A 26,978-nucleotide genomic window follows, 5' to 3' on the forward strand; every position below is an offset into this window, starting at 1 on the left:
CAATGGCTGGAAATCCCCGTGCCGCAAAAGGTAAAAAGGGCCCGTCCAAAGGAACCGGTGGCTTAGGCCGCAAGGCGCTAGAGGGCAAGGGTCCCACGCCTAAGGCTGAAGATCGCCCGTATCACAAGGCATTTCGATCAAAGGAGCTCTCCGAGCGCTCGGCAGCTAAGCGTCCCGGTAGTTCAAGCCCAAGCCTGCAGCGCACGCAGCGTCGCGGCAGGCCCAGTGAAGAAATGGTTACCGGCCGCAACTCGGTCGTGGAAGCTTTGCGCGCTGGTATACCGGCGAAAGCGCTCTATATCGCGGTGCGCATCGAAGTTGACGATCGAGTCAAAGAAGTTCTTAAACTCGCCTCGGAACGTGGCATTCCGTTGATGGAAACGCACAAGCCTGAGCTGGACCGGATGACCGATGACGCCGTCCATCAAGGGTTAGCACTTCAGATTCCACCCTACGATTACCCGGATGCAATCGACATTGCACAAGAAACTGTCGATAAGTTCAAAAAGGGCTACATCAAAAATTCGCCGCTGATCGTAGCGCTGGACGGCATCACTGATCCGCGTAACCTCGGTGCAATTATTCGTAGTGTCTCGGCATTTGCTGGCCAAGCGGTTATCGTGCCAGAACGCCGCAGCGTTGGCCTTACCGCTTCAGCCTGGAAGACCAGCGCTGGTGCTGCAGTCCGCGTCCCGGTCGCTCGGGCCGGAAACCTCAACCGGGCGCTCGAGTCCTTCAAAGGCATGGGCTACTTTGTCTTAGGTCTCGATGGCGATGGCGATGTTTCATTGCCGGCGCTCGCGGTTGCCAAGGAACCAGTCTGCATTGTGGTCGGTTCGGAAGGTAAAGGCTTGTCTCGATTGGTTCGGGAAAACTGCGACCAGATTGTGTCAATCCCGATTGACTCCGCAATGGAATCGCTCAACGCTTCGATGGCAGTTGGCATCACGCTGTACGAGATTGCCAGACAACGCTCGGGCGGTAGTGCGGAGCAAGGGAATCCAAGCGTCTAAACCATGACAGATATTGTTACCGCCACCGTGCTCGGTGCCGCGGCTTCTCGGCCGTTTCCGCTGGGACTTAGCGCTCCGCTGCAAGGTGACCCATCCGACGTCGTCAATGTCGCGGTCTGGGCGCCGGACTTTGCGGAGCTAGTGCTGTATTTCGCGGCACCTGGGCAGCCTTGGCGGGCTATGACGCTGCCGGAATTTTCCGATGGCGTGCACCACGGAGTGGTCGAGGGGATGCCGATTGGCTCTCGGTATGGATTTGCCGCAGGCGACGTTGAGCCGGAAGCTACCCAGTTATTGCTTGACCCCTACGCTCGGACGATTGACAGCTCTGCTCGCCTTCTGGGTGTTCGGATGGCCGCAAGCTTTGATTGGGGTAATGACGTTTCGCCTCGAACTCCATGGCGAGACAGTGTGATTTATGAAGCTCATATCAAGGGTTTAACGCAGCTGCACCCGGATATCCCGGCGGAGATTCGCGGCAGTTACGCTGGCCTGGCGCACCCGGCAATGATTCGACATTTGCGCGGGTTGGGTGTGAGCGCGGTGGAGCTGTTGCCAATACATGCGCACGCCGACGAACAACATTTGCGTGACTTGGGCTTACCCAATTACTGGGGTTACAACACGATTGGTTATTTTGCTCCGCAGGCGAGTTATGCCTCCGCTGCGGCACAAGCAGCGGGTCCGCAAGCAGTTCAAGACGAGTTTAAAGGCATGGTCAAGCTGCTACATGCCGCGGGTATCGAAGTAATTCTTGACGTGGTCTATAACCACACCGCCGAAGGTAAACACGATGAACCTGCGTTGAGTTGGCGAGGTTTGGCAGAAAACCGCTACTACCGCTTTGACTGTGATCCAAGCTCAGGCGCCGAATATCTGGATACCACCGGTTGCGGGAATACCTTGGATTTCTCCGAGCCGAAGGTTATTCAAATGGCCTTGGATTCGTTGCGTTACTGGGTAGAGGAATTCCATATTGATGGCTTCAGATTTGATCTAGCGGTGACGCTGGTCCGTGATGGCGCGAATTCATTCAGCCCTCAACACCCGTTCCTCCTCGCTGCCACCACATCGCAGGCGCTAGCCGGCGTCAAACTTATTTCTGAACCTTGGGACGTGGGTTATGACGGCTGGCATACTGGTCAATTCCCGGTGGGATGGGCGGATTGGAACGATCACTTCCGAGACTCGGTGCGGGATTTCTGGATTGCAGATCAAGGCTCAATAGCTAACGGTGGTAGCGGCGGCGGCTTGGCCCGGTTAGCTGACGCATTGTCCGGCTCGACTAGATTATTCGCTGCATCAGGGCGCAGCCAGCTGGCCTCAATCAACCTGGTTACCGCGCACGATGGCTTCACCCTTGCCGATCTCAGTGCTTATAACGGCAAGCATAATGAAGCCAATGGGGAAGAAAACCGCGACGGCAGTGACAACAATCGATCCTGGAATCACGGTGTTGAAGGCCCTAGCGAGCAGAGCGACATCCGAGCCGCGCGGGCACAGACCTCGCGGAATGTGATGGCCACTTTGCTGCTTTCGCTGGGCGTGCCGATGATTACGGCGGGCGACGAAATGGGGCGCAGCCAGGGCGGTAACAACAACGCGTATTGCCAAGACAACGAAATCTCTTGGGTCGACTGGTCCGCCGTCGATCGTGAGATGCTCTCTGCCACCCGACGGATGATTCGGTTGCTCAAGGACTATCTCTCCGCCCAGCCTTCCACCTACCCAGCGCGCGACGAATCGTCCTTTCTGCACTGGTTTGACGTGACGGGGCAGCCGCTCGGCCCAGAGCAGTGGCAAGACGGTTCGCAACGCGTCTTGCAAATGTTGTTGGGCTCGCCAGACGGACTAACCGACGGGTTGGTGGTGTTCAACGCCACGGCGGATGAGGTTTCAGTGACATTGCCCGAAGCCGAGGGGCGAAGTTTTGAACTTCGATTCAGTACCTCAGCGAACTACGCAAAGCAGCAAGGCACCGTCATCACGGGTGGTTCTCAGCTGGCGCATTCGGCCAACACGATCACGATCTACAAAGCCTGAACCCGGAGCAGCACTCGTACAGGATGTTTCGGGAATGATCTGGCAGGATGTTCTCGTGGAAAGGTACCTAACGTGACAACGCAGCCCCCCGAGCCCCAGGCCAAATAAGCCCATGACCCCGAAGCAAGCGCAGCGCGCTCAAACGACCCAGCGCAAAAAGCTTGCCGGTTTGGTGGCCGGTCTCATCGCCCTGCTCCTAGTGGTGGGCGGTATTTTTCTTTTCAATAAACTGACCGGGCACGACGACGGCGCTGCAGCCGCGTCTAGCTCGACCAAAAACTCGGCAAAAGCTTCGACAAGTGCTAAAAGCTCAACTAAGCCAACAGCCGCCTCAAACGCCGCAGCGAACAACCCTTCGAAACTCCCCGCAGTAAAAGCCTCTGCACTTCCGCAAGAAGCACAGCAGACGTTAGCTCTCATCGCGAAGGGCGGCCCCTACCCGTATGACCGGGATGGCATCAACTTCGGAAATTTCGAAGGCGTATTGCCGAAGAAATCCAGCGGTTACTACAAGGAATACACGGTGAAAACACCGGGCTCGTCAGATCGTGGTGCCCGACGGGTAATTGTCGGTGACGGTGGGGAAAAGTACTACACGGATGACCACTACGCGAGCTTTTCGTTCATTCAGGAGAACCAATGACAACGCCAAGCCGCTTTGAAATTCCAGCTGCCGAAAGCAAAGAAGGTGTTTTAGATGCCTTTGCTCGCGCGCTAAATTTCCCGAAACACTTTGGCCACAACTTTGATGCCTTAGCAGATTGCCTTCGGGATTTTGCAGATGCCGCAACGGTGCCGGTAACGCTGGTTTGGCACGTTGACCCCACGTTCAAAGCGACCCGTGCGCATCGGATCGTCCTGGAAATTTTGGCTGAGGTGGCGGAAGCGTCAAAACAAGATTCACCCAAATCTACCCTGACTTTTATTGAGCAGAATTCTTCGGTTGAGGATTATACACAGCAGGATTAACGCCGCTTGGAGGTCGCGTTCAGCTCTCTGTCATCTGGTCTTGTCACGATGTGCTGGTCAAGCGTTCAAGACGCACAGTGAATCGCCCCGGTGTGTCCGGAGACTTTCTTGTTTGAGAGGATCAGGACATGGCAGGGAAAACTACGACACGGTATCCGCAGGAGTTGAAGGATCGTGCGGAGATGGAGGGTGCGTCTTCGGAGTGGGCGGCGATGCAAAAAGTTGCCCAGCTTTTGGGTGTGGGTGTGCCGGAAACGGTGCGTAAATGGGTCCGGCAAGCCGAGATCGATGTTGGTACTAGAACTGGAACAACGAGCACGGAATCGGCCGAGCTGAAACGGTTACGGCGTGAGAACGCTGAGCTGAAACGGGCGAACGCGATCCTTCGGAGCGCTTCAGCTTTTGTCGCGGTCGAACTCGACCGCCACAACACTGATCGTGAAATACATCAAGGACCATGCCGGTCACCGCGAGAATAATGGATTGCGGTGGGGTGTCGAGTCGATCTGCCAGGTGCTTACTGGGACGGGGTGAAGACCACCCCGTCCACGTACTACGAATGGGTGGATAAAACACGATCTCACCGAGAACAACGTGATGAGGTGCTCAAGCCCGTGATCCAGAAGGTGTATGCCGCTAATTACGGGGTGCACGGCACCAGGAAAGTCTGGTTGGCGATGAACCGTGAAGGTGTGCCGGTGGCCAGGTGCACGGTAGAACGGCTCATGGGGTTACTTGGCATACAGGGTGCGGTCCGTGGCAAGGTCAAACGCACCACGATCAAAGACTCGAAGGCGGCCCGAGCGAAGGACTTGGTCCGCCGTGATTTCACACCAACGGCACCGGATCGGCTATGGGTAGATGATTTCACCTATGTTTCGACCTGGTCCGGGTGGGTCTATGTTGCCTTCGTGATCGATGCTTACTCTCGGAGGATCCTGGGCTGGTCAGCGAGTGCTTCTATGAACACCGTGCTAGTGCTCAACGCAGTTAATCAGGCAATCTGGAGTCGTGAACGGGCCGGGGCTGAGATTTCCGGGGTGATTCATCATCACGATGCCGGGGCTCAATACGCCTCCTTGGCCTTCACCTAACGCCTGGCCCAGGCCGGTATCCGCCCCTCGATCGGTTCTGTGGGTGATAGTTACGACAACGCCTTGGCGGAAACCATCAACGGGCTTTATAAGACCGAGCTGATCAAACCCGGCAAGCCCTGGCGGACTCTAGAAGAAGTCGAAATCGGCACTGCTGAATGGGTCGATTGGTACAACCACCGAAGGCTCTACCAGTACTGCGGAGACATCCCACCAGTAGAGCTAGAAAACCACTACTACAATCACTACCAGAGCACGGCAGCCGCCGACAGGCTCATCGTCTGAGAAACCCTCCGGACACACCGGAGCGGTTCATCCTTTTCGTCGCTCATCCGGTTCCAGTTGATTGGGCGCAGCGGCGCCTCGGGATTCTTAGCAAAGTGCGGCGGAGTGACTGAAGCAGCCAAAGCGGTCATGGTGGCTCTTTTCTTAGGTTGAGGCGATTTCAAGCGGTGTGCAAGCCCAGTTGGCGTTGCCAAAAAATCTCAAGTCCGGTGTTGACAGCGGCAATATCGGACGGTGTGCCCAAGAGCTCGAATCGGTAGAGCAACGGCACAGCGCATTTGGCTGCGATCACTGCGCCAGCTAGGCAATATGCAGCACCGAAGTTCGTGTTCCCTGCCGCGATGACTCCGCGTAACAGCTTGCGGTTTTGCGGCACGTTCAAAAAACTAACCACTTGTTTTGGCACTGCCCCGCATGGTTCGCCGCCACCGTAAGTGGGCACGGTCAAAATATAGGGTTCGACGGCGTAGAGCGCTGCCTCTGATCGAGGTCGGAGCGGAATGCGATCTGCGGGAGTTTCCAACTTCTCCACAAACCGTCGAGTATTTTCAGAAACGCTGGAAAAGTAGACGAGCCGGCTCATTGCCCTCCTTGAAACTTCAGGAATTACAAGATGATGTGTTCAATATGCTGATTGAGTACTATATCTAGTAGAGCAGAGCGATGCTTGTTAATCATTAGACACGCCGAAGAAATAAATTAAGGTGTGCAGAAAACTTTGAAGGGCAAGTAGGACGCCAGAACTGAGGTCAGTTCTGGCGTCCTACTTGCTTGCTATTTGCTGATCGGCGGTTTTAGCCCGGCAGCTCAGGCGTTGACAATAAGTCCCAGCTCGGCATGGCTGGCGAGTGCTGGATGCTCTGGCAGGACGCGAACCGTGTCGCCGAAGCTGCCGGAGCGATCAATAACGACGTCGCCAGTGAACAAATATCGTCCCTCGCCTAAGTCTTCTGATGGTTGCAAAGCCACCGAGGTGGTGTTGTTCAGCTCATCGGTGTCCAGGGCGCGGCCATAGGCGACTTCAACTCGCACGTCGGAGCTGGAGAGGTTTGCCAATGCAACGTAAGCGCGGATTGAAAGCGAATCGCCAATTTGCGGGTCCTCGCTGACGCCCACAGAGTCAACATGTTCAACAACTAGCTGCGGCCAAGCTGCGGTGACCTTGTCTCGCCAAGCGGCGAGGTCGCGCGCCTGAGCAAAATGATCAGCTGCCGCGGCACGACCAGCTAGCGCGGCAGGCTGGTACAGCTTATGGACGTAGTCAGCAAGCATTCTTTCGGCCGAGACAGCCGGGCCAAGCGTAGCGAGCGTGTGTTTGATCATCGCAAGCCAGTGCGTTGGTAATTCTGAAGGGGAGCCGTCTGAAGGGCCGGCAGCGCCAGCAGATTCTGATTGTCCCGGATCGCCATAAAATCGCGGCGCTACCTGAGTTTCCAACAGTTCGTACAGCGCAGATGCTTCAATATCGTCGCATTCTTCAGCGGTTGCGCCGTTGTTCGCCGTCGGAATTGCCCAGCCGTTTTCGCCATCGTACATTTCATCCCACCAGCCATCTAGCACTGACAGGTTCAAGCCGCCATTAATGGCCGACTTCATCCCGGAAGTGCCGCAAGCTTCAAGCGGTCGGAGCGGATTATTAAGCCAAACATCACAGCCTGGAAAGAGCGTCCGGGCCATCGCGATGTCGTAATTGGGCAAGAAGACAATCCGGTGCCGAACTTCCGGGTCATCAGTAAATCTCACCAAGTCTTGGATCATCTTTTTGCCAGCGTCATCTGCTGGATGCGATTTGCCGGCAATAACCAGCTGAATCGGATGCTTCTCGTTGAGCAACAAAGCCTTAAGCCGGGCGGGGTCCAGCAGCATCAGGGTGAGGCGTTTGTAGGTGGGCACTCTGCGGGCGAAGCCAATGGTGAGTACGTCCGGATCAAGTACCGAATCGGTCCAGGCCAGCTCAGCATCAGCCGCACCACGTTTCTTCCACGAGGAGCGCAACCTGCGTCGGACGTCGTCAATCAAAGCTGCGCGCAGTTCGCGTCGTAGCGTCCAGACATCCTGATCGGACACTTCGTAGACTCGTGACCAGTCCGGCTGGTCCAAGACGCTTCCGCCAAAACGCTCAACCGCGAGGGCGCTGATTTTGGGGTCAACCCATGTTGGCACGTGTACCCCATTAGTGACCGAGGAAATCGGTACCTCTGCGTGATCAAATCCCGGCCATAAGCCAGAGAACATCTCGCGGGAAACCACACCGTGCAGTTTTACGACGCCATTAGCGCGTTGGGCAAGTCGCAAGCCCATCACCGCCATGTTGAACACTGCCGGATCGCCATCTCGGTAGTTTTCCGAGCCCAGGTCAAGAATCTTCTCGGTTGGCACTCCGGGTGCTAGACCAGAATCGAAGAATTGCTGAATTTGGCTCTTTTGGAATCGGTCAATTCCGGCCGGGACCGGGGTGTGCCTGGTAAAAACCGTCGAGGCGCGGCCCGCTGCCAGTGCTTCATCCCAGCTGAGACCTTCGGTCTCGGCAAGTTCGCGAATACGCTCGATGCCAAGAAAACCTGCGTGACCTTCATTGGCGTGGAAGACTTCCGGCGCGGAGCTGCCGGTCAAACGTTGATACACGCGGAGCGCTTTTACCCCGCCCATGCCCAGCAGTAGTTCTTGTTGTAGCCGGTGATCGCCACCGCCGCCATACAGCCGATCGGTAATCAGCCGGGCGGCATCGTCGTTGCCGGGCACGTTCGAGTCCAAGAGCAATAATGGCACCCGGCCGACGTCGGCTCGCCAGATCCAGGCGTGCAATTCGCGTCCGCCGGGTAAGGGGAGCGAGATCTGCGCCGGCCGGCCGTCGTCCTCGCGAAGTAGGCTCAAGGGCAAGCCATCGGGATCTAAGACCGGGTAGGTTTCCTGTTGCCAGGCGTCTCGGGAGAGTGACTGCTTGAAGTAGCCGGCTTGATAGAGCAGACCGACGCCGATCAACGGCACGCCAAGATCTGAGGATGCCTTCAAATGGTCGCCCGCCAGGATGCCGAGACCGCCCGAGTACTTCCGTGATACCGAACTCAGGTGAGAAGTAGGCGATTCGCGCTGGCGCCTCATCCCCCAAGCCTTGGTACCAGCGTGGCTCTTCCAAATAGCGCTGTAGATCTTCGGCCGCGCGGCGCACTCTTTCGACGACGTCCAAGTTCTCGGCTAGTGCCTGGAGTTGTTCGCGGCTGACTGAGCCGAGGAAAGTGACCGGGTCAAAGGCACTTTCGGCCCAAATCTGCGGATTGAGCGAAGCGAAAAGTTTGCGAGTTGGCAAGTGCCAGGACCAGCGCAGGTTGCTGGCGAGCTTCGCCAGCGGCGCGATCGATTCAGGCAGGACGGTGCGGACAGTAAATCTGCGGATAGCCTTCACCTTTTCCAAGGTAGCGGAGATCGCAGGCGGTTGGAACTGGTTTGAGTGACCATTCGGTATATGACGCGTAAACGCTTGCTCAATTTTGTCGAGTTGCAAATTTGACGCAATGGCAGCGTAAACCGTGGAGTTGTTGCTAGGCTCTGGACCGGGGCACATCGAAGGTGATGGGAGTACTTCTTGTTAAGAACCAAACCCCGGGGCGTAACATCAGTGAGCCGCCGGGCGTTTATGGGCGTTGCTCTGGGCGCGGCCTTCTTATTGCCAGCGCTGAGCGGATGCAGCACCGATTCAAGTACCACCCTGCGGATTGCTTATAAACAGTGGGGTTCCGGCGAGGTGATGGAGACTTTTCTGGCGAAGGTGAGTGAACAGTTTCGCCAAGAACACCCGGACATCGCGATCAAGCTGATGCCCCGTGTTGCTGGGGATAACGATTACTTCACCAAAAATGAGTTGATGATGTCGAGTGAGACCACCGCACCCGATCTGGTCTACGAAGATACCTTCATTGTGAAATCTGATGTGGCGGCAGGCTATTTGCGCCCGATCAATGCCAAGCTGCCGGGCTGGCCCGTCTGGTCCGAATTTTATGATTCAGCAAAATCCGCAGTGACCGAAGCTGATGGCAAAGTTTATGGAGTGCCGATTGGCACCGACACTCGAGCACTTTGGTACAACTCCGAATTGTTTGCACAAGCCGGCTTGCCGGTGCCCTGGCAACCGAATGACTGGACAGAGTTACTTCGCGATCTCGCGACACTGCAGAAGGCACTTCCCGGCGTCACGCCGTTCAATATCTTCTCCGGTAAAGCGTTGGGTGAAGCGTCCTCGATGCAGGGTTTTGAAATGCTGCTTTACGGCACTGAAGACACCCTTTACGACGCGAAAGAAGCCAAGTGGGTGATTGGTAGCCGAGGCTTTGTCGATAGCTTGGAATTTATTCGTGGTGTTTTCCACGATGGCATGGCCCCGCCGTTGAGCAAAGCGCTCAACCCGAATTTAAGCGACACGATCTACAACGACTGGTTGCCGCAACGCAAATTAGCAGTCAATCTCGACGGCGGGTGGTTGGGGCTCTACTGGACAAAATGATGCCGCAGCGCCATGGCCAGAATGGTCAACCGTGATGAAGCAGGCCAAGATGCCGACTCAACACGGCCAAGGGCAGGGTTACACAACAATGTCTGGTGGTTGGACCTGGGCGTTTCCAGCGCGCTCCAAAAAATTTGATTTGGCTTGGGAGTACCTGCAATCCATTATGAGCAAAGAGAACGCAGCCGCTTACAACATTGCAGATAACGGGATTGCGGTCCGCAAAGATGTGGCTCAAGATGCGTCGTATCGCTCCTATAGCCCGACGGTGGAATTCTTCACCTCGCTGGTCGAAGGGGCCACCTTCCGGCCAGCGCTGGCAGCCTATCCAGAAATCTCGGCATCGATTCAGGCCGCAATGGAAAAGGTGATGATTGGCAGCGCCTCGCCTCAAGACGCGGCCAAGGCTTACGACGAGCAAATCACCGCAATTGTTGGTGCCAGCAACGTCACGGGTAGGAACGCTCGGTGAGCGCGCCGACCATCGGCGGAGCCGCCTCCGCCACAAGTGAAAAGTCGATTGGAGGCCGTCGGCGCAACTGGTTGCGCGCGCTGCCGCTGCTACCAGCGGTTTTGCTCCTGCTGGCGTTTTTGGCCGGGCCAGTCATTTACAGCGTGTATTTAGCATTCACCAATAAGGCCCTACGCGGCGAGGGATCTGCAAGTACCGAATTCGTGGGCTTGGCCAATTTTTCGCAGGCATTTAGCTCAGGGCAATTTTGGCATTCAGTGTTCTTGACGCTCATTTTTACCCTGGTCTCCGCGGTGATCGGCCAGAATATCTTGGGAATGTTGCTGGCGCTCTTGACGCGCTCGGCAAACAAAATTGTTACTACGCTGACCAGTGCGATCATCATCGCGGCTTGGATTCTGCCCGAGATTGTGGCGGGTTACCTCTGGTACACCTTCCTGGGCGAGAAGGGCTCGCTCAACGGAATGCTGGGCTTCTTCGGGTTGCCAGCCCAAGATCTCTTGATTAGCTTTCCCATTCTGGCGGTGGCTTTTGCCAATATCTGGCGTGGCACGGCGTTTAGCATGCTCATCTATCGTGCCGCGCTCAGCCAGGTATCGCCAGATGTTGATGAATCAGCGCAATTGGACGGCGCCGGAGCTTGGCGACGATTTTTCGCAATTACGCTGCCAATAATTCGGCGATCGGTCCTCACGAACCTGATGTTAATTACCTTGCAGACGTTGTCGGTATTTGGTCTGATCTACATCATGACTGCTGGCGGGCCTGCTGGTGCCAGCCAAACGTTACCGCTCTTTATGTACGAGCAGGCCTTTAGCTTTGGCCAGCTAGGTTACGGCACCGCAATTGCCTTGTTGCTATTGCTGATAGGGGCGATAGCCTCGCTGATCTACTTGCGGATGTTGCCGAAGGAGGACAAATCATGAGCAGGATCGATGCGGCAACGCCCACTGGAACAGATCTCCTGTCAAAGGCATCCCGAGTGCGCAAACCTTTTAGCGCGAACAAATGGCTGACCAGTGTGGTGCTGCTAATAATTGCTGGCTTCTTCTGCGTTCCGCTACTTTGGGTGATCTTTGCATCCTTGAATCCCAGCGCGTCGTTGGCTGTGAAATGGCCAAAGTCGCCCAGCTTGGCCAACTTCGACGCCATCATGAATAGCAAGAAAACCTTTCGCCTTATTTTGAACTCACTTATTTTGTGCGGCGGCGCTACCATCCTCACCGTGCTGTTTTCTGCGCTCGCGGCCTATCCGCTTTCGCGTTATCAATCGCGAGCTAGACGGCCATTTCTGCTGGTCATTATTTTTGCTACCTCGTTGCCGATCACCGCAATCATGGTTCCGGTCTATGCACTGTTTGTTCAGGTCAACCTGATTGATTCGATGTTTGGCGCGATTGTGTTTTTAGCGGCTTCTTCGCTGCCCTACGGAATCTTTTTGATGAAGAATTTCATGGATGGCGCGCCCAAGGATATCGAAGAAAGCGCGTGGACGGAAGGCGCCTCCACCTTGCAGGCGCTCCGTCTGATCGTGATGCCGCTGATTCGGCCCGGAACTGCGGTAGTGACGATTTTTACCTTTGTTGGCATGTGGGGCAACTTCTTTGTTCCGTTCATGTTGCTCCTTTCACCGGATAACTTGCCCGCTTCGGTGAGCTTTTACACCTTCTCGGCGCAATACGGCCAAGTCGCTTACGGCCAATTGGCAGCGTTCTCCTTGGTGTACTCGCTGCCCGTAGTGATTCTGTATCTCTTCATGGGTCGTAGGTTAGGCACCGGATTTACTGCTGCTGGCGGTATTAAAGGTTGAACATCTGAGGTAGTGCGAGCAACAGTTTCGGAACGCCATCGCAATCCGCGCGCACAACCACTAGCGTTTTGAGTGTGACTATTGACCAGCCAGCAATCCGAGCGAAAACTTTCCCGGCGGCGAAACAGGCTGTCAAAACCGTGCCGCTAGCTAGGTCAAAGACCTTTACTGCGAGCGGTTATGGCCGCATTCCGATTAGTGCCGTGCACCCCGTAGTTGACGGCGGTGACGTCGCGGCCAAATCGGTTCCGGGCGCGGATATTCAGATCTCAGCAACGGTCTTTCGCGAAGGGCACGACCTGATTGGCGTCGAAGCGGTGCTTTTTGACCCTAAAGGCAAAGAACGTCAACGCCATCGGCTTAGTCCGGAAGTAAATGATCGCTGGTACGGCACCCCTAGCCCGCAGAAAGCCGGTCTTTGGAGCTTTAGGATCGAAGCCTTCGCGGATCTTTACGCCACCTGGGCGCACCATGCCGAACTCAAAATTGCGGCCGACGTCGACGTCGAACTGATGCTGGCTGAAGGCGCCGCGCTACTTCCTGACGCGACGTCCAACCTCGGTCGATCCAGCCGCGAGCGTCAAGCATTCACCACGGCCGCCAACACTCTTGCCGATCAAAACTTGGCAGTACCGGTGCGGTTGGCTGCTGGACTGAGTCCGGAAATTCGTGCAGCTGTAGGTCGATTCCCCTCAAGGATTTACGCACGGAGAGCCCAGATTACCCGGTGCTTGTGGAGCGTGACGCGGCCGGACGTGGTGCCTGGTACGAGTTCTTTCCCCGCTCAGAAGGCGCGAGTCGGCATCCTGAAACCGGTGAGTGGACCAGCGGACACTTCCGCACTGCCGCGCACAGCCTCGATCGCGTCGCCGCAATGGAATTTGACGTTATTTACCTTCCGCCAATTCATCCGATCGGCGTCGTCAACCGAAAAGGGCCGAACAACACTCTGGTTGCTTCGGCGACAGATCCAGGCTCGCCTTGGGCGATTGGCTCCAAGGACGGCGGTCATGACGCAATCCATCCAGACCTTGGCACTTTTGCGGATTTTGATGCGTTCGTGGCCAAAGCACATGATCTTGGCCTAGAAGTAGCCCTTGACCTGGCATTGCAAGCGGCACCAGATCACCCTTGGACCATTGAGCATCCGGAATGGTTAACCACCCGAATTGACGGCAGTATTGCGTATGCGGAGAACCAGCCTAAAAAGTATCAGGATATTTACCCGCTGAACTTTGATAATGATCCGGATGGGCTCGCGCAGGAAATTCTGCGCATCGTGTTGTTATGGATTGGGCACGGCGTACAAATTTTCCGGGTGGATAACCCACATACCAAGCCACTTTGGTTTTGGCATTGGCTGATTAGCAAAGTGAATAAAAAACATCCGGACGTCGTTTTCTTAGCTGAAGCGTTTACCCGTCCGGCCATCATGCACGCGCTGGTTAAGGCCGGATTCCAGCAGTCCTATAGCTACTTCACCTGGCGGAACACCAAAGAAGAAATTCTGGCCTACTTACAGGAAGTCAGCCAGGAGACCGCGGCCTTTTATCGGCCCAATTTCTTTGTCAATACCCCAGATATTTTGACCGAATATTTACAGTACGGGGGCCCGGCGGCGTTCAAAATTCGGGCGGCACTGGCTGCCATGTCGAGCCCGCCCTGGGGTGTCTACGCGGGCTATGAGCTGTATGAGCACGTTGCTCGCCCGGGCTCCGAAGAATACCTTGACAACGAAAAATTTGAATACAAGGCTCGAGACTTTTCGGCCGCAGAAAAAACTGGCCGATCATTGGCGCCGTTCATGACCAAGTTGAATCAAATTCGTCGGGCGCATCCGGCCCTTTTGGACTTAGGTAATCTCAAGGTGCACGCCACTTCTGATCCCGCTACAGTAGCGTTCAGCAAAACGAAAACCTACCTAGAATCTGGGTCCGCCTCTGGTGCAGCCGCGAGCGTGAAAGACACCATCATCGTAGTAATCAATGTCGATCCGCACAGTGTGCGCGAAGGGGTAGTTTACTTAGATCTCGAGGCCTTAGAGCTCGACGGGTTTGCCCCAGACGGCACGTTTACGGTGGAAGAACTCATCACCGGTCAAATGTGGCAGTGGGGCAGCGAGAATTATGTTCGGTTGGACGCCCACGTGGAACCAGCCCATATCCTGCATGTAAGGCGGTCTTGATGAGTATTGCCCCCGGTCACTTCAGCATGATCCGCACTGGTACCGCAAAGCGGTGTTTTACGAAGTGCTGGTGCGTGCTTTTAACGACAATAACGGTGATGGATCAGGAGATTTTTCTGGCCTGATCGAGCGCCTGGACTACTTGCAGTGGTTGGGCGTTGACTGCCTTTGGCTGCCGCCGTTCTTTCAGTCTCCGCTTAAAGACGGTGGCTACGATATCTCGGACTATTACCAAGTTCTCGATGAATTCGGTACCTTGTCAGACTTCCAGCGACTTGTCGCAGAGGCCCACGCTCGCGGCGTGCGAGTAATTATCGACTTGCCGCTAAATCACACCTCAGACCAGCACGCATGGTTCCAAGCCTCGCGGGAAGATCCGGAAGGCCCTTACGGCGATTTTTTCGTCTGGAGCGATACCGACGAGAAGTACCAAGATGCGCGGATCATTTTTATCGATACCGAAGAGTCCAATTGGACTTTTGATCCGATCCGTCGGCAGTTCTTCTGGCATCGATTTTTTAGCCATCAGCCGGATCTGAACTTTGAGAACCCAAAGGTTGTTGAAGCGATTTTCGACGTCGTACGTTTTTGGTTAGACCAGGGCATCGATGGCTTCCGGGCGGATGCCATTCCCTACCTCTTCGAAGAGGAGGGGACCAATTGCGAAAACCTGCCCGGTACGCACGACTTCTTGCGCGATTTGCGCGCCATGGTGGACAAAGAATACCCGGGCCGAGTGATTATCGCGGAAGCGAATCAGCCGCCGGAAGAGGTTGTGGAGTACTTTGGCTCCCAAGAAGCCCCAGAGTGCCATATGGCATTCCACTTTCCGATCATGCCGCGGCTTTTTTATGCTTTGCGTGACCAGAAAGCTGCGCCAATCATCGAGACGATGCGGGACACGCCAGCAATCCCCGAGGGGGCGCAATGGGGTACTTTTTTGCGCAACCACGATGAACTTACGCTTGAAATGGTGAGTCCTTCCGAGCGTGAGGCGATGTTGGGCTGGTATGCACCAGATTCGCGAATGCGCGCCAATGTGGGCATTCGACGCAGGCTTGCGCCGCTGCTGGATAACTCGAGGGCCGAGCTGGAACTCATCAACGCTTTGCTGTTGTCGCTGCCGGGTAGCCCCTTTCTCTGACTATGGCGACGAAATCGGCATGGGCGAGAACATTTGGCTGCTGGATCGAGACGCAGTTCGTACTCCGATGCAGCGGACCCCGGATCGGAATGCTGGATTCTCAAATGCGGATCCGGGCAAACTCTACCTACCGGTAGTTCAATCGCTGGTCTACCACTTCAACCAAGTCAATGTGGAAGCTCAGCAAGCGCATTCGGCATCGCTGCTCAACTGGACACGGCAAATCCTCAGCGTCCGTAAAGCACACCTCGCCTTTGGTCTTGGCGGCTATCAAAACGTCGAAGCAAGTTCGGACTCAATTTTGGCCTTCTTGCGGGAACTTCCGGAAGGAAAAGTCGAAGGTGAACTTGCCGAGAGCATGCTGTGCGTCTTTAACCTTTCGCAGCACCCCGTCGCGACCCAAGTTCGATTGCCACAGTACGCCGGCCGCGGCTTACGCGATGTCTTTGGCGGCAAGGTATTTCCCACTATTGGCGACGACGGTCTGCTCACACTGACCTTGGGCAGTCACGACTTCTTTTGGTTGCGATTTCGCTCGGCAAATTCCAATCTTTCTTCACCATTGACCCAACCGATGCCGCTGGTTGCACCAGCGTCTGGGAACCAAGAGAGGTCCATGCCCTAATGGCCAACCCTGCCCCGACGATTCCCGATCTGCTGCGAGACTGGCTGCCTCCCCGGCGTTGGTATCCGGTGAAGAACAGTTCGGTTGAGTCCGGAACATCCGGCGAATCGAACGGGGCAGGACTGTATCGAGTTGGTGGATTTCGACTCACCCCACCCGCGGATGCCAAGAATTCCGGCGTCGGCAGCCTTGAAGTGCACTTAGTCTCAGTGCGGACATCCCCGTCGACCGAGCGCGAAGGCACAGAGCCAGAAGGCACAGTCACTGTTCTGCAAATCCCGTTGCGTTGCCGGACCGAAGCTCTGGCCGGCGCGGAAACCTCATTGATTGGAATTACGCAGCACCCCGAGCTTGGCGAATGTTGGGTTTATGACGGAGTTTACGATCCAGTGTTTCTCGCGGCCTGGCTGGATCTTTTGCATCTACAAAGTACAACCGAAGATGGTGCGCTGAGCTCGTATTCTTCCGCGCAGTTCAGATCCGTCCATGAACTTGGCAAAACAACTCGAATTCGGGTGATCAGTTCGGAGCAGTCAAATAGTTCCGTGGTGATCAACAATCGAGTGTTGCCCTTGATCTTGAAGTTTTTCCGCGTGTTAAACAGCGGTATCAATCCGGATATAGAGGTTGGTCAAGCGCTCACGGAGGCGGGCTGCTTAGACACTCCTGCCTTGCACGGCTGGGTCCAAGGCAGCTGGGATTCTGCGCCACGCACCGGTCAAAGAGTAGTGGGCAGTTTATGTGTGCTGCACGAATTGGTGCCAAAAGCACAGGATGGTTGGGATCTGGCCGTTGCCAGCGCAAAGGCCAGCAGTAACAGCCCGGGCAAGCCGGCCTTTACCGTTGAAGCTGAACAACTTGGCCTGGTCACGGCGCGACTACATGCCACGATGCGTTCGGCTTTGGGGCGCACCTCGCTTCATGCTCAAGCTCGGGGCGAATTTTTGGCTGAGCTCGAAGCTCGGATTCGGTGGGCTTGGTCGCAAGCTGGCCCAGCTGTCGGTCCCTTCCAGCACCTAGTTGGCAAGGTCTTGGACGGTCTAGTAAATGTCGAAGGTCCGTTGGAGTTACAACGAATTCATGGCGACCTCCATCTGGGACAGGTGATTAGAACCTTGGCAGATGGCCAGCCGGCGAAGTGGTTTGTGCTGGATTTTGAAGGCGAGCCACTGCGAGCCGTGGCTGAACGATCCCGACCAGATGTGCCGCTCCGCGACGTCGTCGGACTTTTGCGTTCAATCGATTACGCCTCAGCAACTGCCAATGGCGAACCAGAGAATTCAGCTTGGGCGGAGCAGACTAGTGCCGCATTTATCCGCGGATACGAGTCGTTGGACGCGGACGGCAATCGAATCAGCACTACCTCACCGCTCTTTCTGGCATTGTGCCTAGATAAAGCGTTATACGAGGTGGTTTACGAACTTCGAAACCGCCCGGACTGGCTTCAAGTACCGGTTGCAGCGGTGCGGAGATTATTGAGCTCACTGGAAACCGACGAAGGCGAGACAGCCATGAATTCCGCGAACGCCGCCGAACCGCACCAGCCGATCTCAGTGAGCGAAGAACTGCTCCGGCGAGTCTCAGCAGGAAATTATCATGCGCCACACGAGGTTCTTGGTGTGCACCTCGACGAACAGGGCTGGGTGACAATTCGCACGCTGCGCGACCTGGTCCAAGCTGTTGCGGTAGTGACCAGTTCTGGCACCGTGGAGATGCAGCACGAATATGACGGAATCTGGGTTGCCGTGCTTCAGCCCGAACAGCCCGGCCATGCCCCTGACTACCGGATTTCGGCAAGCTACGCTGATGGAAACGTCGAAACTTTTGATGACCCGTACCGCTTTTTGCCAACACTTGGCGACGTCGACCTTCACCTGATTGGCGAAGGCAGGCACGAGGAATTGTGGGCTGCTCTGGGCTCTCACCCGCGGAGCTATCCTTCGCAACTTGGTGCGGTGAATGGCGTAAGTTTCGCGGTCTGGGCGCCAAACGCCCAAGCCGTGCGCGTGAAAGCGGATTTCAATAACTGGGATGGCCGGGGCTACGCGATGCGATCCTTAGGTTCCTCAGGGGTATGGGAAATTTTCATTCCAGATGCCAAACCGGGTAACAGCTATAAATTCGAAATACTCTCGCGTGCAGGCACTTGGCAAGACAAAGCGGATCCGATGGCATTTGGCACCGAAGTTCCGCCTTTGACGGCGTCAAAAGTCGTCGAATCCAACTACAAGTTCACTGATACCGAGTGGATGGCGCAGCGCAGCAACGTTGATCCGCATAATTCACCGATGAGTGTTTATGAGGTGCATCTGGGTTCTTGGCGGCCGGGGTTGAGCTATCTAGAGCTATCGCGAGAATTGGTCGAATATGCGCAGTGGATGGGATTCACGCACGTCGAGTTCATGCCGGTTGCCGAACATCCCTTTGGCGGCTCCTGGGGCTATCAAGTTACTTCGTATTTTGCCCCAACCTCCCGGTTTGGTGATCCAAAGGAGTTCAAGCACTTAGTTGATGCGCTGCACGGCGCTGGCATTGGCGTCATCGTAGATTGGGTGCCAGCGCACTTCCCCAAAGATGAATGGGCGTTGGCAAAATTCGATGGCGAACCGCTTTATGAACATTCGGACCCGCAGCTGGGCGAGCATCCGGACTGGGGCACTCTGATTTTCGATTTCGGCCGCTCTGAGGTGCGGAACTTCTTGACCGCAAATGCCTTGTTCTGGTTTGAAGAATTCCATGTCGATGGGTTACGTGTGGATGCCGTCGCTTCGATGCTTTACCTTGATTACTCACGTGAAGCCGGTGAATGGAAGCCCAATCGCCTCGGTGGGCGGGAGAATTTAGAGGCAATTTCTTTCCTGCAAGAAGTCAACGCCACCGCGTACAAACGTTCTGGCGGGGTAGTGATGATCGCGGAAGAATCTACTGCATTCCCCGGCGTTACGGCACCAACGGATCAGAACGGTCTAGGGTTCGGTCTGAAATGGAATATGGGTTGGATGCATGATTCTCTTGCCTACATTGCTGAAGATCCGATCAACCGGAAGTGGCATCACGGAACGGCGACCTTTTCTTTGGTCTACGCCTTCACCGAGAATTTCTTGCTACCAATAAGTCACGATGAAGTGGTGCATGGCAAGGGTTCCATGCTGCGAAAGATGCCGGGGGACCGCTGGCAACAACTGGCCAACCTGTGGGCTTTCCTTGCTTGGCAGTGGGCGCATCCGGGCAAACAGCTAATTTTCATGGGCACCGAGTTCGGCCAAGAAGCTGAGTGGAGCGAACAGCACGGACTGGATTGGTGGCTGGCGGACATGGCACCGCAGCGCGGTGTGCAACTTCTGGTGCGCCAGCTCAACGAGGTTTATCGCTTGGCGCCCGCGCGTTGGCAGCAGGACAATTCCCATAGCGGATTTGAATGGATTAACGCGACGGACGCAGATCGCAATGTTATTTCCTTCATTCGTCGGGACCTGCAGGGCAATCCGCTAGTTTGCGTGGTGAATTTCTCCGGAGCTCCGCACCATGACTACCGACTTGGGCTGCCTTCTGCTGGGCAGTGGCGCGAATTGTTGAACACCGATGCTGAAGAGTACGGGGGATCCGGCGTCGGCCGTGTTGAGCCTGCCGCCATTGGGCACGCTGTACTTAGCTCCGAATTTGGCCCCGGCCGAATAACCCCAGGTCATACGTCCGTTTCGGATAGCAAGACGACATTTAGATAGCCAGAAGCGTGGTCATCTGGCTATCTAAATGTCGTCTTGCTATCGCAAACGGTGGGCATTGCGCCGGGTACCGGCTGCAACTACGCGACTAAGGCCTATAACCAAGGTTGGCTTGCCGAACAAGGCCTGCAAATTAGCGCTGCTTTGCCGCCGTTGCCGATGCCAAGTCGCTGAAAAATTCCCGGATGTCTGCCACCAGCTGCGTAGGTTCCTCCAGCGCAGCGAAATGCCCGCCGCTTTCAGTCACATCGGTCCAGCGAACGATGGTGTTGCTTCGTTCGGCTGCGCTTCGAATACCAACGTCGTGCGCAAACTGAATGGCGGCAGTAGGAACCTGCGAATTGGTTTGCTCGGCACCCCAGCCGTTCGCGGAGGCATAGCCAACATAAGCAGCAGATCCGGCAGATCGGGTGAACCAGTACAGCGAGACATTCGCAAGCAACCAGTCCATGCCAAGTACGACGTCGGGCAATGCCTCAGCTGGCTGGGTCCAGGCATGCAGTTTGTCTACTATCCAGGCAAGTTGCCCAACGGGGGAGTCGGTCAAGGCTGAGCCGAGCAAACCGGGGCGCGTGGACTGAATGGCGATGTAGCCGGCTTCACGCTGCATGAACTCGTTAATGCGAGCCATTCGATCTTGGTCTAATGGCGACATCTCGGCAGCGACTTCGCCGGAAGGGAAGCCTAGCGCCCCGTTGACGTGGACGCCGATCACCCGGTCGGGAGCTGCTCGGCCTACTTCCGGAGCGATTGCTGCGCCAAGGTCGCCTCCTTGAACCGCGAATCTCTCATACTCAAGCCGACTCATCAGTTCGAGCCAGGCTGCGGCGATTCGGGAGCTGGGCCACGGTCCGCTAGTAAGTGGCGTGGAAAAGCCGAATCCTGGAATCGAGGGAATCACCACGTGAAACGCATCGCTCGCCTTGCCACCGAAGGCGGTGGGATTGGTGAGTGGGCCGATGAGATCGAGAAATTCTAAAAATGAGCCAGGCCAGCCGTGTGTAAGTAGTAGGGGCGTAGCGCTGGGTTCTTTTGACCTGACATGAACAAAGTGAATGCTTTGGCCGTCAATCTCAGTCAGGAAATTGTTAAAGGAGTTGATCTTAGTTTCCGTGGCCCGCCAGTCATGGGTAGTCCAGGCGCTAACCAGATCACCAAGGTATTTGGTGGGGACGCCGGTCGCCCAGTCATCTCCGGGCAGCGGTGCCGGCAATCGTGTTGCGAGTAATCGACGATTCAAGTCATCGAGTTCTGCCTGATCTACTTTGGCGTTGAAAGGTTCAATGTTGGTCATGGGTTTAGTTTGTCCTCAGCTCCGGCCACTTTCTGTCCTAATGAGAAGATTTCTTCGAGATCGAGCCTTAGCGGCACAAACTCGCAGGCAAAAAGTACCTCAGCGCGCTGAGGCGAGGAGCAATTGGCCAGAATCCTTGATATCTAGGGGATCTTGGTTGGACTAACCAGCTGGGTTTGTCATCACCCGATCCTGGTGGTATAGTTTTATCCCGCGCCAAGTTAACGAAAACAGTCGATAGATTGAACATTCGAAGGGCGCAAAACCTTACGATTTGGAGCTTTTGCAGTTCGCGTCGTGAGCTTGAAACTCAGTCAAAAATCACGGTGAAAACACGGATTTGACACTGAGAATCAGGAAGAGTAGGCTAGAAAATTTTCTCCGGTGGCCAGTAGAATGGCTTCGGAAGCAGTCTGTTGTTTGAGAACTCAATAGTGTGTTTTGTTTTTTGTTGATACCAAAGTTGTTTTGTTTTTTGGTATTTGCTCATGGGTGCCACACCCCGTGTGGTGGCTTGTGGGTTGATGCTGGGAAAGAGTTTTTTTGTAATGAATTTTACGGAGAGTTTGATTCTGGCTCAGGATGAACGCTGGCGGCGTGCTTAACACATGCAAGTCGAACGATGAAGCGGTGCTTGCGCCGTGGATTAGTGGCGAACGGGTGAGTAATACGTGAGTAACCTGCCCTTGACTTCGGGATAAGCCTGGGAAACTGGGTCTAATACTGGATACGACCTATCACCGCATGGTGTGTAGGTGGAAAGTTTTTTGCGGTTTTGGATGGACTCGCGGCCTATCAGCTTGTTGGTGAGGTAATAGCTAACCAAGGCGACGACGGGTAGCCGGCCTGAGAGGGTGACCGGCCACACTGGGACTGAGACACGGCCCAGACTCCTACGGGAGGCAGCAGTGGGGAATATTGCACAATGGGCGAAAGCCTGATGCAGCGACGCCGCGTGAGGGATGACGGCCTTCGGGTTGTAAACCTCTTTCAGTAGGGAACAAGACATCATTTTTGTGGTGTTGAGGGTACTTGCAGAAGAAGCACCGGCTAACTACGTGCCAGCAGCCGCGGTAATACGTAGGGTGCAAGCGTTATCCGGAATTATTGGGCGTAAAGAGCTCGTAGGCGGTTTGTCGCGTCTGCCGTGAAAGTCCGGGGCTCAACTCCGGATCTGCGGTGGGTACGGGCAGACTAGAGTGATGTAGGGGAGACTGGAATTCCTGGTGTAGCGGTGGAATGCGCAGATATCAGGAGGAACACCGATGGCGAAGGCAGGTCTCTGGGCATTAACTGACGCTGAGGAGCGAAAGCATGGGGAGCGAACAGGATTAGATACCCTGGTAGTCCATGCCGTAAACGTTGGGCACTAGGTGTGGGGGACATTCCACGTTCTCCGCGCCGTAGCTAACGCATTAAGTGCCCCGCCTGGGGAGTACGGCCGCAAGGCTAAAACTCAAAGAAATTGACGGGGGCCCGCACAAGCGGCGGAGCATGCGGATTAATTCGATGCAACGCGAAGAACCTTACCAAGGCTTGACATGGATTAGAAAAGTGCAGAAATGTACTCCCCCTTTTGGGTTGGTTCACAGGTGGTGCATGGTTGTCGTCAGCTCGTGTCGTGAGATGTTGGGTTAAGTCCCGCAACGAGCGCAACCCTCGTTCTATGTTGCCAGCACGTTATGGTGGGGACTCATAGGAGACTGCCGGGGTCAACTCGGAGGAAGGTGGGGATGACGTCAAATCATCATGCCCCTTATGTCTTGGGCTTCACGCATGCTACAATGGCCGGTACAAAGGGTTGCGATACTGTGAGGTGGAGCTAATCCCAAAAAGCCGGTCTCAGTTCGGATTGGGGTCTGCAACTCGACCCCATGAAGTCGGAGTCGCTAGTAATCGCAGATCAGCAACGCTGCGGTGAATACGTTCCCGGGCCTTGTACACACCGCCCGTCAAGTCACGAAAGTTGGTAACACCCGAAGCCGGTGGCCTAACCCTTTTGGGAGGGAACCGTCGAAGGTGGGACTGGCGATTGGGACTAAGTCGTAACAAGGTAGCCGTACCGGAAGGTGCGGCTGGATCACCTCCTTTCTAAGGAGCACCAAACACTTGATCAGTTTCCGCATGGTTTCTGGTGTGAGTGTGAGGAGTTAAATCCCATTGCGAGAACATTCGTTTCTCGGTGGGTGCTCAAGGGTGGAATATCAACAAATTTATGCTGAAGTGCTGGTTTTCTGGTGCGGAGGTGTTGTCGCTGGTTCTGTTCTCGGATTGTTGGTTGAGTACGCTGTTTCCTTCGGGGAGTGGTTGGAAAGATTCGATGGTTTGGGAGGTTCTGGTGGGTACAAAACACACTGTTGGGTCCTGAGATAACAGGCGCTCTGCTGATTCTGGTACTGACTTTTGGTTGGTGTTGGAGGTCGGTGGGGTGTGTTTGTTGTTTCTGGTTTCCCTTCTTACTAATCAATCCTTTTCCGTTTGTTCGGTGGGTTGTGTGTGGGAGTGGGTGTTGTTGTTTGAGAACTGTATAGTGGACGCGAGCATCTTAAGAACAAAGCAATTTGTTTAAGAGCAATTTTTTCATCACATCTTTTGGTGTGGTGAGAGTTTTAGCTCTGGTTTTTGTGGTTCAAGTTTTTAAGGGCACACGGTGAATGCCTTGGCATTAGGAGCCGAAGAAGGACGTAGGAATCTGCGATAAGCCTCGGGGAGTTGATAACCGAACACTGATCCGAGGATGTCCGAATGGGGAAACCCCGCTGCCTGTTATGGGTAGTGACCCACATCTGAACACATAGGGTGTGTGGAGGGAACGTGGGGAAGTGAAACATCTCAGTACCCACAGGAAGAGAAAACAATAGTGATTCCGTAAGTAGTGGCGAGCGAACGCGGAACAGGCTAAACCGTTCATGTGTGATACCCGGTAGGGGTTGCATGGTCGGGGTTGTGGGACGTACTGTTCCAGTTCTACCGGACTGGTGAGGTGAGAGTGTGAACATAGGTGAACGGTCTTGAAAGGCCGGCCAGAGAGGGTGTAAGCCCCGTAACTGAAATGTTTACACCGCCTGGGACGTATCCCAAGTAGCACGGGGCCCGAGAAATCCCGTGCGAATCTGTCAGGACCACCTGATAAGCCTAAATACTCCCTAATGACCGATAGCGGACAAGTACCGTGAGGGAAAGGTGAAAAGTACCCCGGGAGGGGAGTGAAATAGTACCTGAAACCGTGTGCTTACAATCCGTCGGAGCAGTCATGTGATTTATCACGAGTAACTGTGACGGCGTGCCTTTTGAAGAATGAGCCTGCGAGTTAGTGCTCAGTGGCGAGGTTAACCCGTGAGGGGCAGCCGTAGCGAAAGCGAGTCTGAATAGGGCGAATGAGTCGCTGGGTCTAGACCCGAAGCGGAGTGATCTACCCATGGCCAGGTTGAAGCGACGGTAAGACGTCGTGGAGGACCGAACCCACTTCAGTTGAAAATGGAGGGGATGAGCTGTGGGTAGGGGTGAAAGGCCAATCAAACTCCGTGATAGCTGGTTCTCCCCGAAATGCATTTAGGTGCAGCGTTGCGTGTTTCTTACTGGAGGTAGAGCTACTGGATGGCCGATGGGCCCTACAAGGTTACTGACGTCAGCCAAACTCCGAATGCCGGTAAGTGAGAGCGCAGCAGTGAGACTGTGGGGGATAAGCTTCATAGTCGAGAGGGAAACAGCCCAGACCACCAACTAAGGTCCCTAAGCGTGTGCTAAGTGGGAAAGGATGTGGGATTGCTTAGACAACCAGGAGGTTGGCTTAGAAGCAGCCACCCTTGAAAGAGTGCGTAATAGCTCACTGGTCAAGTGATTCCGCGCCGACAATGTAGCGGGGCTCAAGTACACCGCCGAAGTTGTGGATTTCATATTATTGGTAAGCCTTCGTGGTTCAGCCGTATGGAGTGGTAGGGGAGCGTCGTGTGGGCAGTGAAGTCGCGGTGTAAACCAGCGGTGGAGCCTACACGAGTGAGAATGCAGGCATGAGTAGCGAAAGACGGGTGAGAAACCCGTCCGCCGAATGATCAAGGGTTCCAGGGTCAAGCTAATCTGCCCTGGGTAAGTCGGGACCTAAGGCGAGGCCGACAGGCGTAGTCGATGGACAACGGGTTGATATTCCCGTACCGGCGAAGAACCGCCCATACTGAGCAGGTGATACTAACCGCCAGAAGCATGATCGATCACCCTTGTGGTGTGAGGTTTTTTGTGGATCGCGGGACCTTATCCTGGGAGGTAAGCGTATTAACAGGTGTGACGCAGGAAGGTAGCTGAGCCGGGCGATGGTTGTCCCGGTCTAAGCAGGTAGGCCGTTCCCTAGGCAAATCCGGGGAACATTAAGGCTGAGACGTGATGGGACCCCCTTACGGGGGAATTCAGTGATCCTATGCTGCCAAGAAAAGCATCGACGCGAGGTTCCAGCCGCCCGTACCCCAAACCGACACAGGTGATCAGGTAGAGAATACTAAGGCGATCGAGAGAATTATGGTTAAGGAACTCGGCAAAATGCCCCCGTAACTTCGGGAGAAGGGGGGCCCCGACCGTGACACACACTTGCTGTGTAGAGCGGGCAAGGGCCGCAGAGACCAGGGGGAAGCGACTGTTTACTAAAAACACAGGTCCGTGCGAAGTCGCAAGACGATGTATACGGACTGACTCCTGCCCGGTGCTGGAAGGTTAAGAGGACCGGTTAGCTCTTCGGAGCGAAGCTGAGAATTTAAGCCCCAGTAAACGGCGGTGGTAACTATAACCATCCTAAGGTAGCGAAATTCCTTGTCGGGTAAGTTCCGACCTGCACGAATGGAGTAACGACTTCCCCGCTGTCTCAACCATAAACTCGGCGAAATTGCACTACGAGTAAAGATGCTCGTTACGCGCAGCAGGACGGAAAGACCCCGAGACCTTTACTATAGTTTGGTATTGGTGTTCTAAGTGGTTTGTGTAGGATAGGTGGGAGACTTTGAAGCCCGGACGCCAGTTCGGGTGGAGTCATCGTTGAAATACCACTCTGGCCACTTGGGACTCCTAACTTCGGCCCGTAATCCGGGTCAGGGACAGTGCCTGATGGGTAGTTTAACTGGGGCGGTTGCCTCCTAAAGAGTAACGGAGGCGCCCAAAGGTTCCCTCAGCCTGGTTGGCAATCAGGTGTCGAGTGTAAGTGCACAAGGGAGCTTGACTGTGAGAGCGACAGCTCGAGCAGGGACGAAAGTCGGGACTAGTGATCCGGCGGTACATTGTGGAATGGCCGTCGCTCAACGGATAAAAGGTACCTCGGGGATAACAGGCTGATCTTGCCCAAGAGTCCATATCGACGGCATGGTTTGGCACCTCGATGTCGGCTCGTCGCATCCTGGGGCTGGAGTAGGTCCCAAGGGTTGGGCTGTTCGCCCATTAAAGCGGTACGCGAGCTGGGTTTAGAACGTCGTGAGACAGTTCGGTCCCTATCCGCTGCGCGCGCAGGAAATTTGAGAAGAGCTGTCCTTAGTACGAGAGGACCGGGACGGACGAACCTCTGGTGTGTCAGTTGTACTGCCAAGTGCATCGCTGATTAGCTACGTTCGGAAGGGATAACCGCTGAAAGCATCTAAGCGGGAAGCCCACTTCAAGATGAGATTTCCATACACTTTATGTGTGAGAGGCCCCCAGCCAGACCACTGGGTTGATAGGCCGGACGTGGAAGCAAGGACTAACGACTTGTGAAGCTGACCGGTACTAATAGGCCAACAACTTACAACCACACCTCACCGATAAACCCACCCTTCAAAAGGGGTTTATCACCAAAGGTAAGTGTAAAAAC

At 55.2% G+C, this 26,978-nt stretch carries 11 protein-coding genes, 2 rRNA genes and 4 pseudogenes; 14 read left to right on the forward strand and 3 right to left on the reverse strand.

The genetic code is table 11. The features are described 5' to 3' along the window. Nucleotides 1-2 precede the first annotated feature (2 nt). The 5 genes and pseudogenes from rlmB to RSAL33209_RS01760 all read left to right on the forward strand — a co-directional run bounded on the left by rlmB (nt 3) and on the right by RSAL33209_RS01760 (nt 5,404). On the forward strand, nt 3-1,013 hold the full coding sequence (rlmB, locus tag RSAL33209_RS01735; protein WP_012243873.1) for a 23S rRNA (guanosine(2251)-2'-O)-methyltransferase RlmB: 1,011 nt from the start codon (nt 3-5) through the stop codon (nt 1,011-1,013). A 3-nt stretch (nt 1,014-1,016) separates the two neighbouring features. Further along, nucleotides 1,017-3,056 carry a glycogen debranching protein GlgX gene (glgX, locus tag RSAL33209_RS01740; protein WP_012243874.1) on the forward strand — a complete coding sequence of 680 codons (2,040 nt, stop codon included), beginning with the start codon at nt 1,017-1,019 and terminating at the stop codon, nt 3,054-3,056. 112 nt (nt 3,057-3,168) lie between these two features. Next, nucleotides 3,169-3,699, forward strand: coding sequence for a guanyl-specific ribonuclease (locus RSAL33209_RS01745; protein WP_012243875.1), 531 nt, complete (start codon nt 3,169-3,171; stop codon nt 3,697-3,699). Beyond that, entirely contained in the window at nt 3,696-4,025 is a 330-nt protein-coding gene (locus RSAL33209_RS15790) for a barstar family protein (RefSeq protein WP_012243876.1), read from the forward strand. Before RSAL33209_RS01745 ends, RSAL33209_RS15790 begins: the two co-directional genes overlap by 4 nt. Nucleotides 4,026-4,153: 128 nt before the next feature. Next, nucleotides 4,154-5,404, forward strand: a pseudogene (locus tag RSAL33209_RS01760) (IS3 family transposase). Nucleotides 5,405-5,564: 160 nt separating this feature from the next. Here the strand turns inward: RSAL33209_RS01760 and nrdI are convergent. Together nrdI and glgP are read right to left on the reverse strand one after the other, a co-directional pair. Next, complete coding sequence (nrdI, locus tag RSAL33209_RS01765; RefSeq protein ID WP_012243879.1) at nt 5,565-5,987, reverse strand: class Ib ribonucleoside-diphosphate reductase assembly flavoprotein NrdI; 423 nt, start codon at nt 5,985-5,987, stop codon at nt 5,565-5,567. 224 nt (nt 5,988-6,211) lie between these two features. Beyond that, nucleotides 6,212-8,807, reverse strand: a pseudogene (gene glgP / locus RSAL33209_RS01770) (alpha-glucan family phosphorylase). A 180-nt stretch (nt 8,808-8,987) separates the two neighbouring features. Here glgP and RSAL33209_RS17960 point away from each other — a divergent pair. The 7 genes and pseudogenes from RSAL33209_RS17960 to glgB all read left to right on the forward strand — a co-directional run bounded on the left by RSAL33209_RS17960 (nt 8,988) and on the right by glgB (nt 19,863). Further along, nucleotides 8,988-9,902: an extracellular solute-binding protein gene (locus RSAL33209_RS17960; protein WP_012243881.1), complete on the forward strand. Its 915-nt coding sequence runs from the start codon at nt 8,988-8,990 to the stop codon at nt 9,900-9,902. A gap of 49 nt (nt 9,903-9,951) precedes the next feature. Continuing rightward, a complete protein-coding gene (locus RSAL33209_RS17965; protein WP_199533189.1) occupies nt 9,952-10,374 on the forward strand; it encodes a type 2 periplasmic-binding domain-containing protein in 423 nt (140 codons plus the stop codon). Further along, nucleotides 10,371-11,300: a carbohydrate ABC transporter permease gene (locus tag RSAL33209_RS01780; RefSeq protein WP_012243883.1), complete on the forward strand. Its 930-nt coding sequence runs from the start codon at nt 10,371-10,373 to the stop codon at nt 11,298-11,300. Before RSAL33209_RS17965 ends, RSAL33209_RS01780 begins: the two co-directional genes overlap by 4 nt. Further along, nucleotides 11,297-12,184, forward strand: coding sequence for a carbohydrate ABC transporter permease (locus RSAL33209_RS01785; RefSeq protein ID WP_012243884.1), 888 nt, complete (start codon nt 11,297-11,299; stop codon nt 12,182-12,184). The genes RSAL33209_RS01780 and RSAL33209_RS01785 overlap by 4 nt, the downstream gene beginning before the upstream one ends. 140 nt (nt 12,185-12,324) lie before the next feature. After that, nucleotides 12,325-14,369: pseudogene (locus RSAL33209_RS01790) on the forward strand (alpha-1,4-glucan--maltose-1-phosphate maltosyltransferase). 19 nt (nt 14,370-14,388) lie between these two features. Next, nucleotides 14,389-16,138 (forward strand): annotated as a pseudogene (gene treS, locus RSAL33209_RS01795) (maltose alpha-D-glucosyltransferase); the annotation flags it as partial. Beyond that, nucleotides 16,138-19,863, forward strand: coding sequence for a 1,4-alpha-glucan branching protein GlgB (gene glgB, locus RSAL33209_RS01800; RefSeq protein ID WP_012243888.1), 3,726 nt, complete (start codon nt 16,138-16,140; stop codon nt 19,861-19,863). The pseudogene treS and the gene glgB, both read left to right, overlap by 1 nt. A gap of 133 nt (nt 19,864-19,996) precedes the next feature. Here the strand turns inward: glgB and RSAL33209_RS01805 are convergent, their stop codons facing one another. After that, nucleotides 19,997-21,157: an epoxide hydrolase family protein gene (locus RSAL33209_RS01805; RefSeq protein ID WP_012243889.1), complete on the reverse strand. Its 1,161-nt coding sequence runs from the start codon at nt 21,155-21,157 to the stop codon at nt 19,997-19,999. A gap of 554 nt (nt 21,158-21,711) precedes the next feature. Here RSAL33209_RS01805 and RSAL33209_RS01810 point away from each other — a divergent pair. Continuing rightward, a 16S ribosomal RNA gene (locus RSAL33209_RS01810) occupies nt 21,712-23,248 on the forward strand. Nucleotides 23,249-23,784: 536 nt separating this feature from the next. After that, nucleotides 23,785-26,918 (forward strand): 23S ribosomal RNA (locus RSAL33209_RS01815). Together the 16S and 23S rRNA genes form the textbook arrangement of a ribosomal RNA operon. Nucleotides 26,919-26,978 lie beyond the last annotated feature (60 nt).

It is taken from the genome of Renibacterium salmoninarum ATCC 33209, from assembly GCF_000018885.1.
In the GTDB taxonomy this organism is placed as follows: domain Bacteria; phylum Actinomycetota; class Actinomycetes; order Actinomycetales; family Micrococcaceae; genus Renibacterium; species Renibacterium salmoninarum.

Coding starts and splice junctions, on each gene's coding strand:
- glgB (WP_012243888.1), top strand. CDS start 16,138: ATGGCCAACCCTGCCCCGACGATTCCCGATCTGCTGCGAGACTGGCTG.
- glgX (WP_012243874.1), top strand. CDS start 1,017: ATGACAGATATTGTTACCGCCACCGTGCTCGGTGCCGCGGCTTCTCGG.
- nrdI (WP_012243879.1), bottom strand. CDS start 5,987: ATGAGCCGGCTCGTCTACTTTTCCAGCGTTTCTGAAAATACTCGACGG.
- RSAL33209_RS01805 (WP_012243889.1), bottom strand. CDS start 21,157: ATGACCAACATTGAACCTTTCAACGCCAAAGTAGATCAGGCAGAACTC.
- RSAL33209_RS01785 (WP_012243884.1), top strand. CDS start 11,297: ATGAGCAGGATCGATGCGGCAACGCCCACTGGAACAGATCTCCTGTCA.
- RSAL33209_RS17965 (WP_199533189.1), top strand. CDS start 9,952: ATGCCGACTCAACACGGCCAAGGGCAGGGTTACACAACAATGTCTGGT.
- RSAL33209_RS01745 (WP_012243875.1), top strand. CDS start 3,169: ATGACCCCGAAGCAAGCGCAGCGCGCTCAAACGACCCAGCGCAAAAAG.
- rlmB (WP_012243873.1), top strand. CDS start 3: ATGGCTGGAAATCCCCGTGCCGCAAAAGGTAAAAAGGGCCCGTCCAAA.
- RSAL33209_RS15790 (WP_012243876.1), top strand. CDS start 3,696: ATGACAACGCCAAGCCGCTTTGAAATTCCAGCTGCCGAAAGCAAAGAA.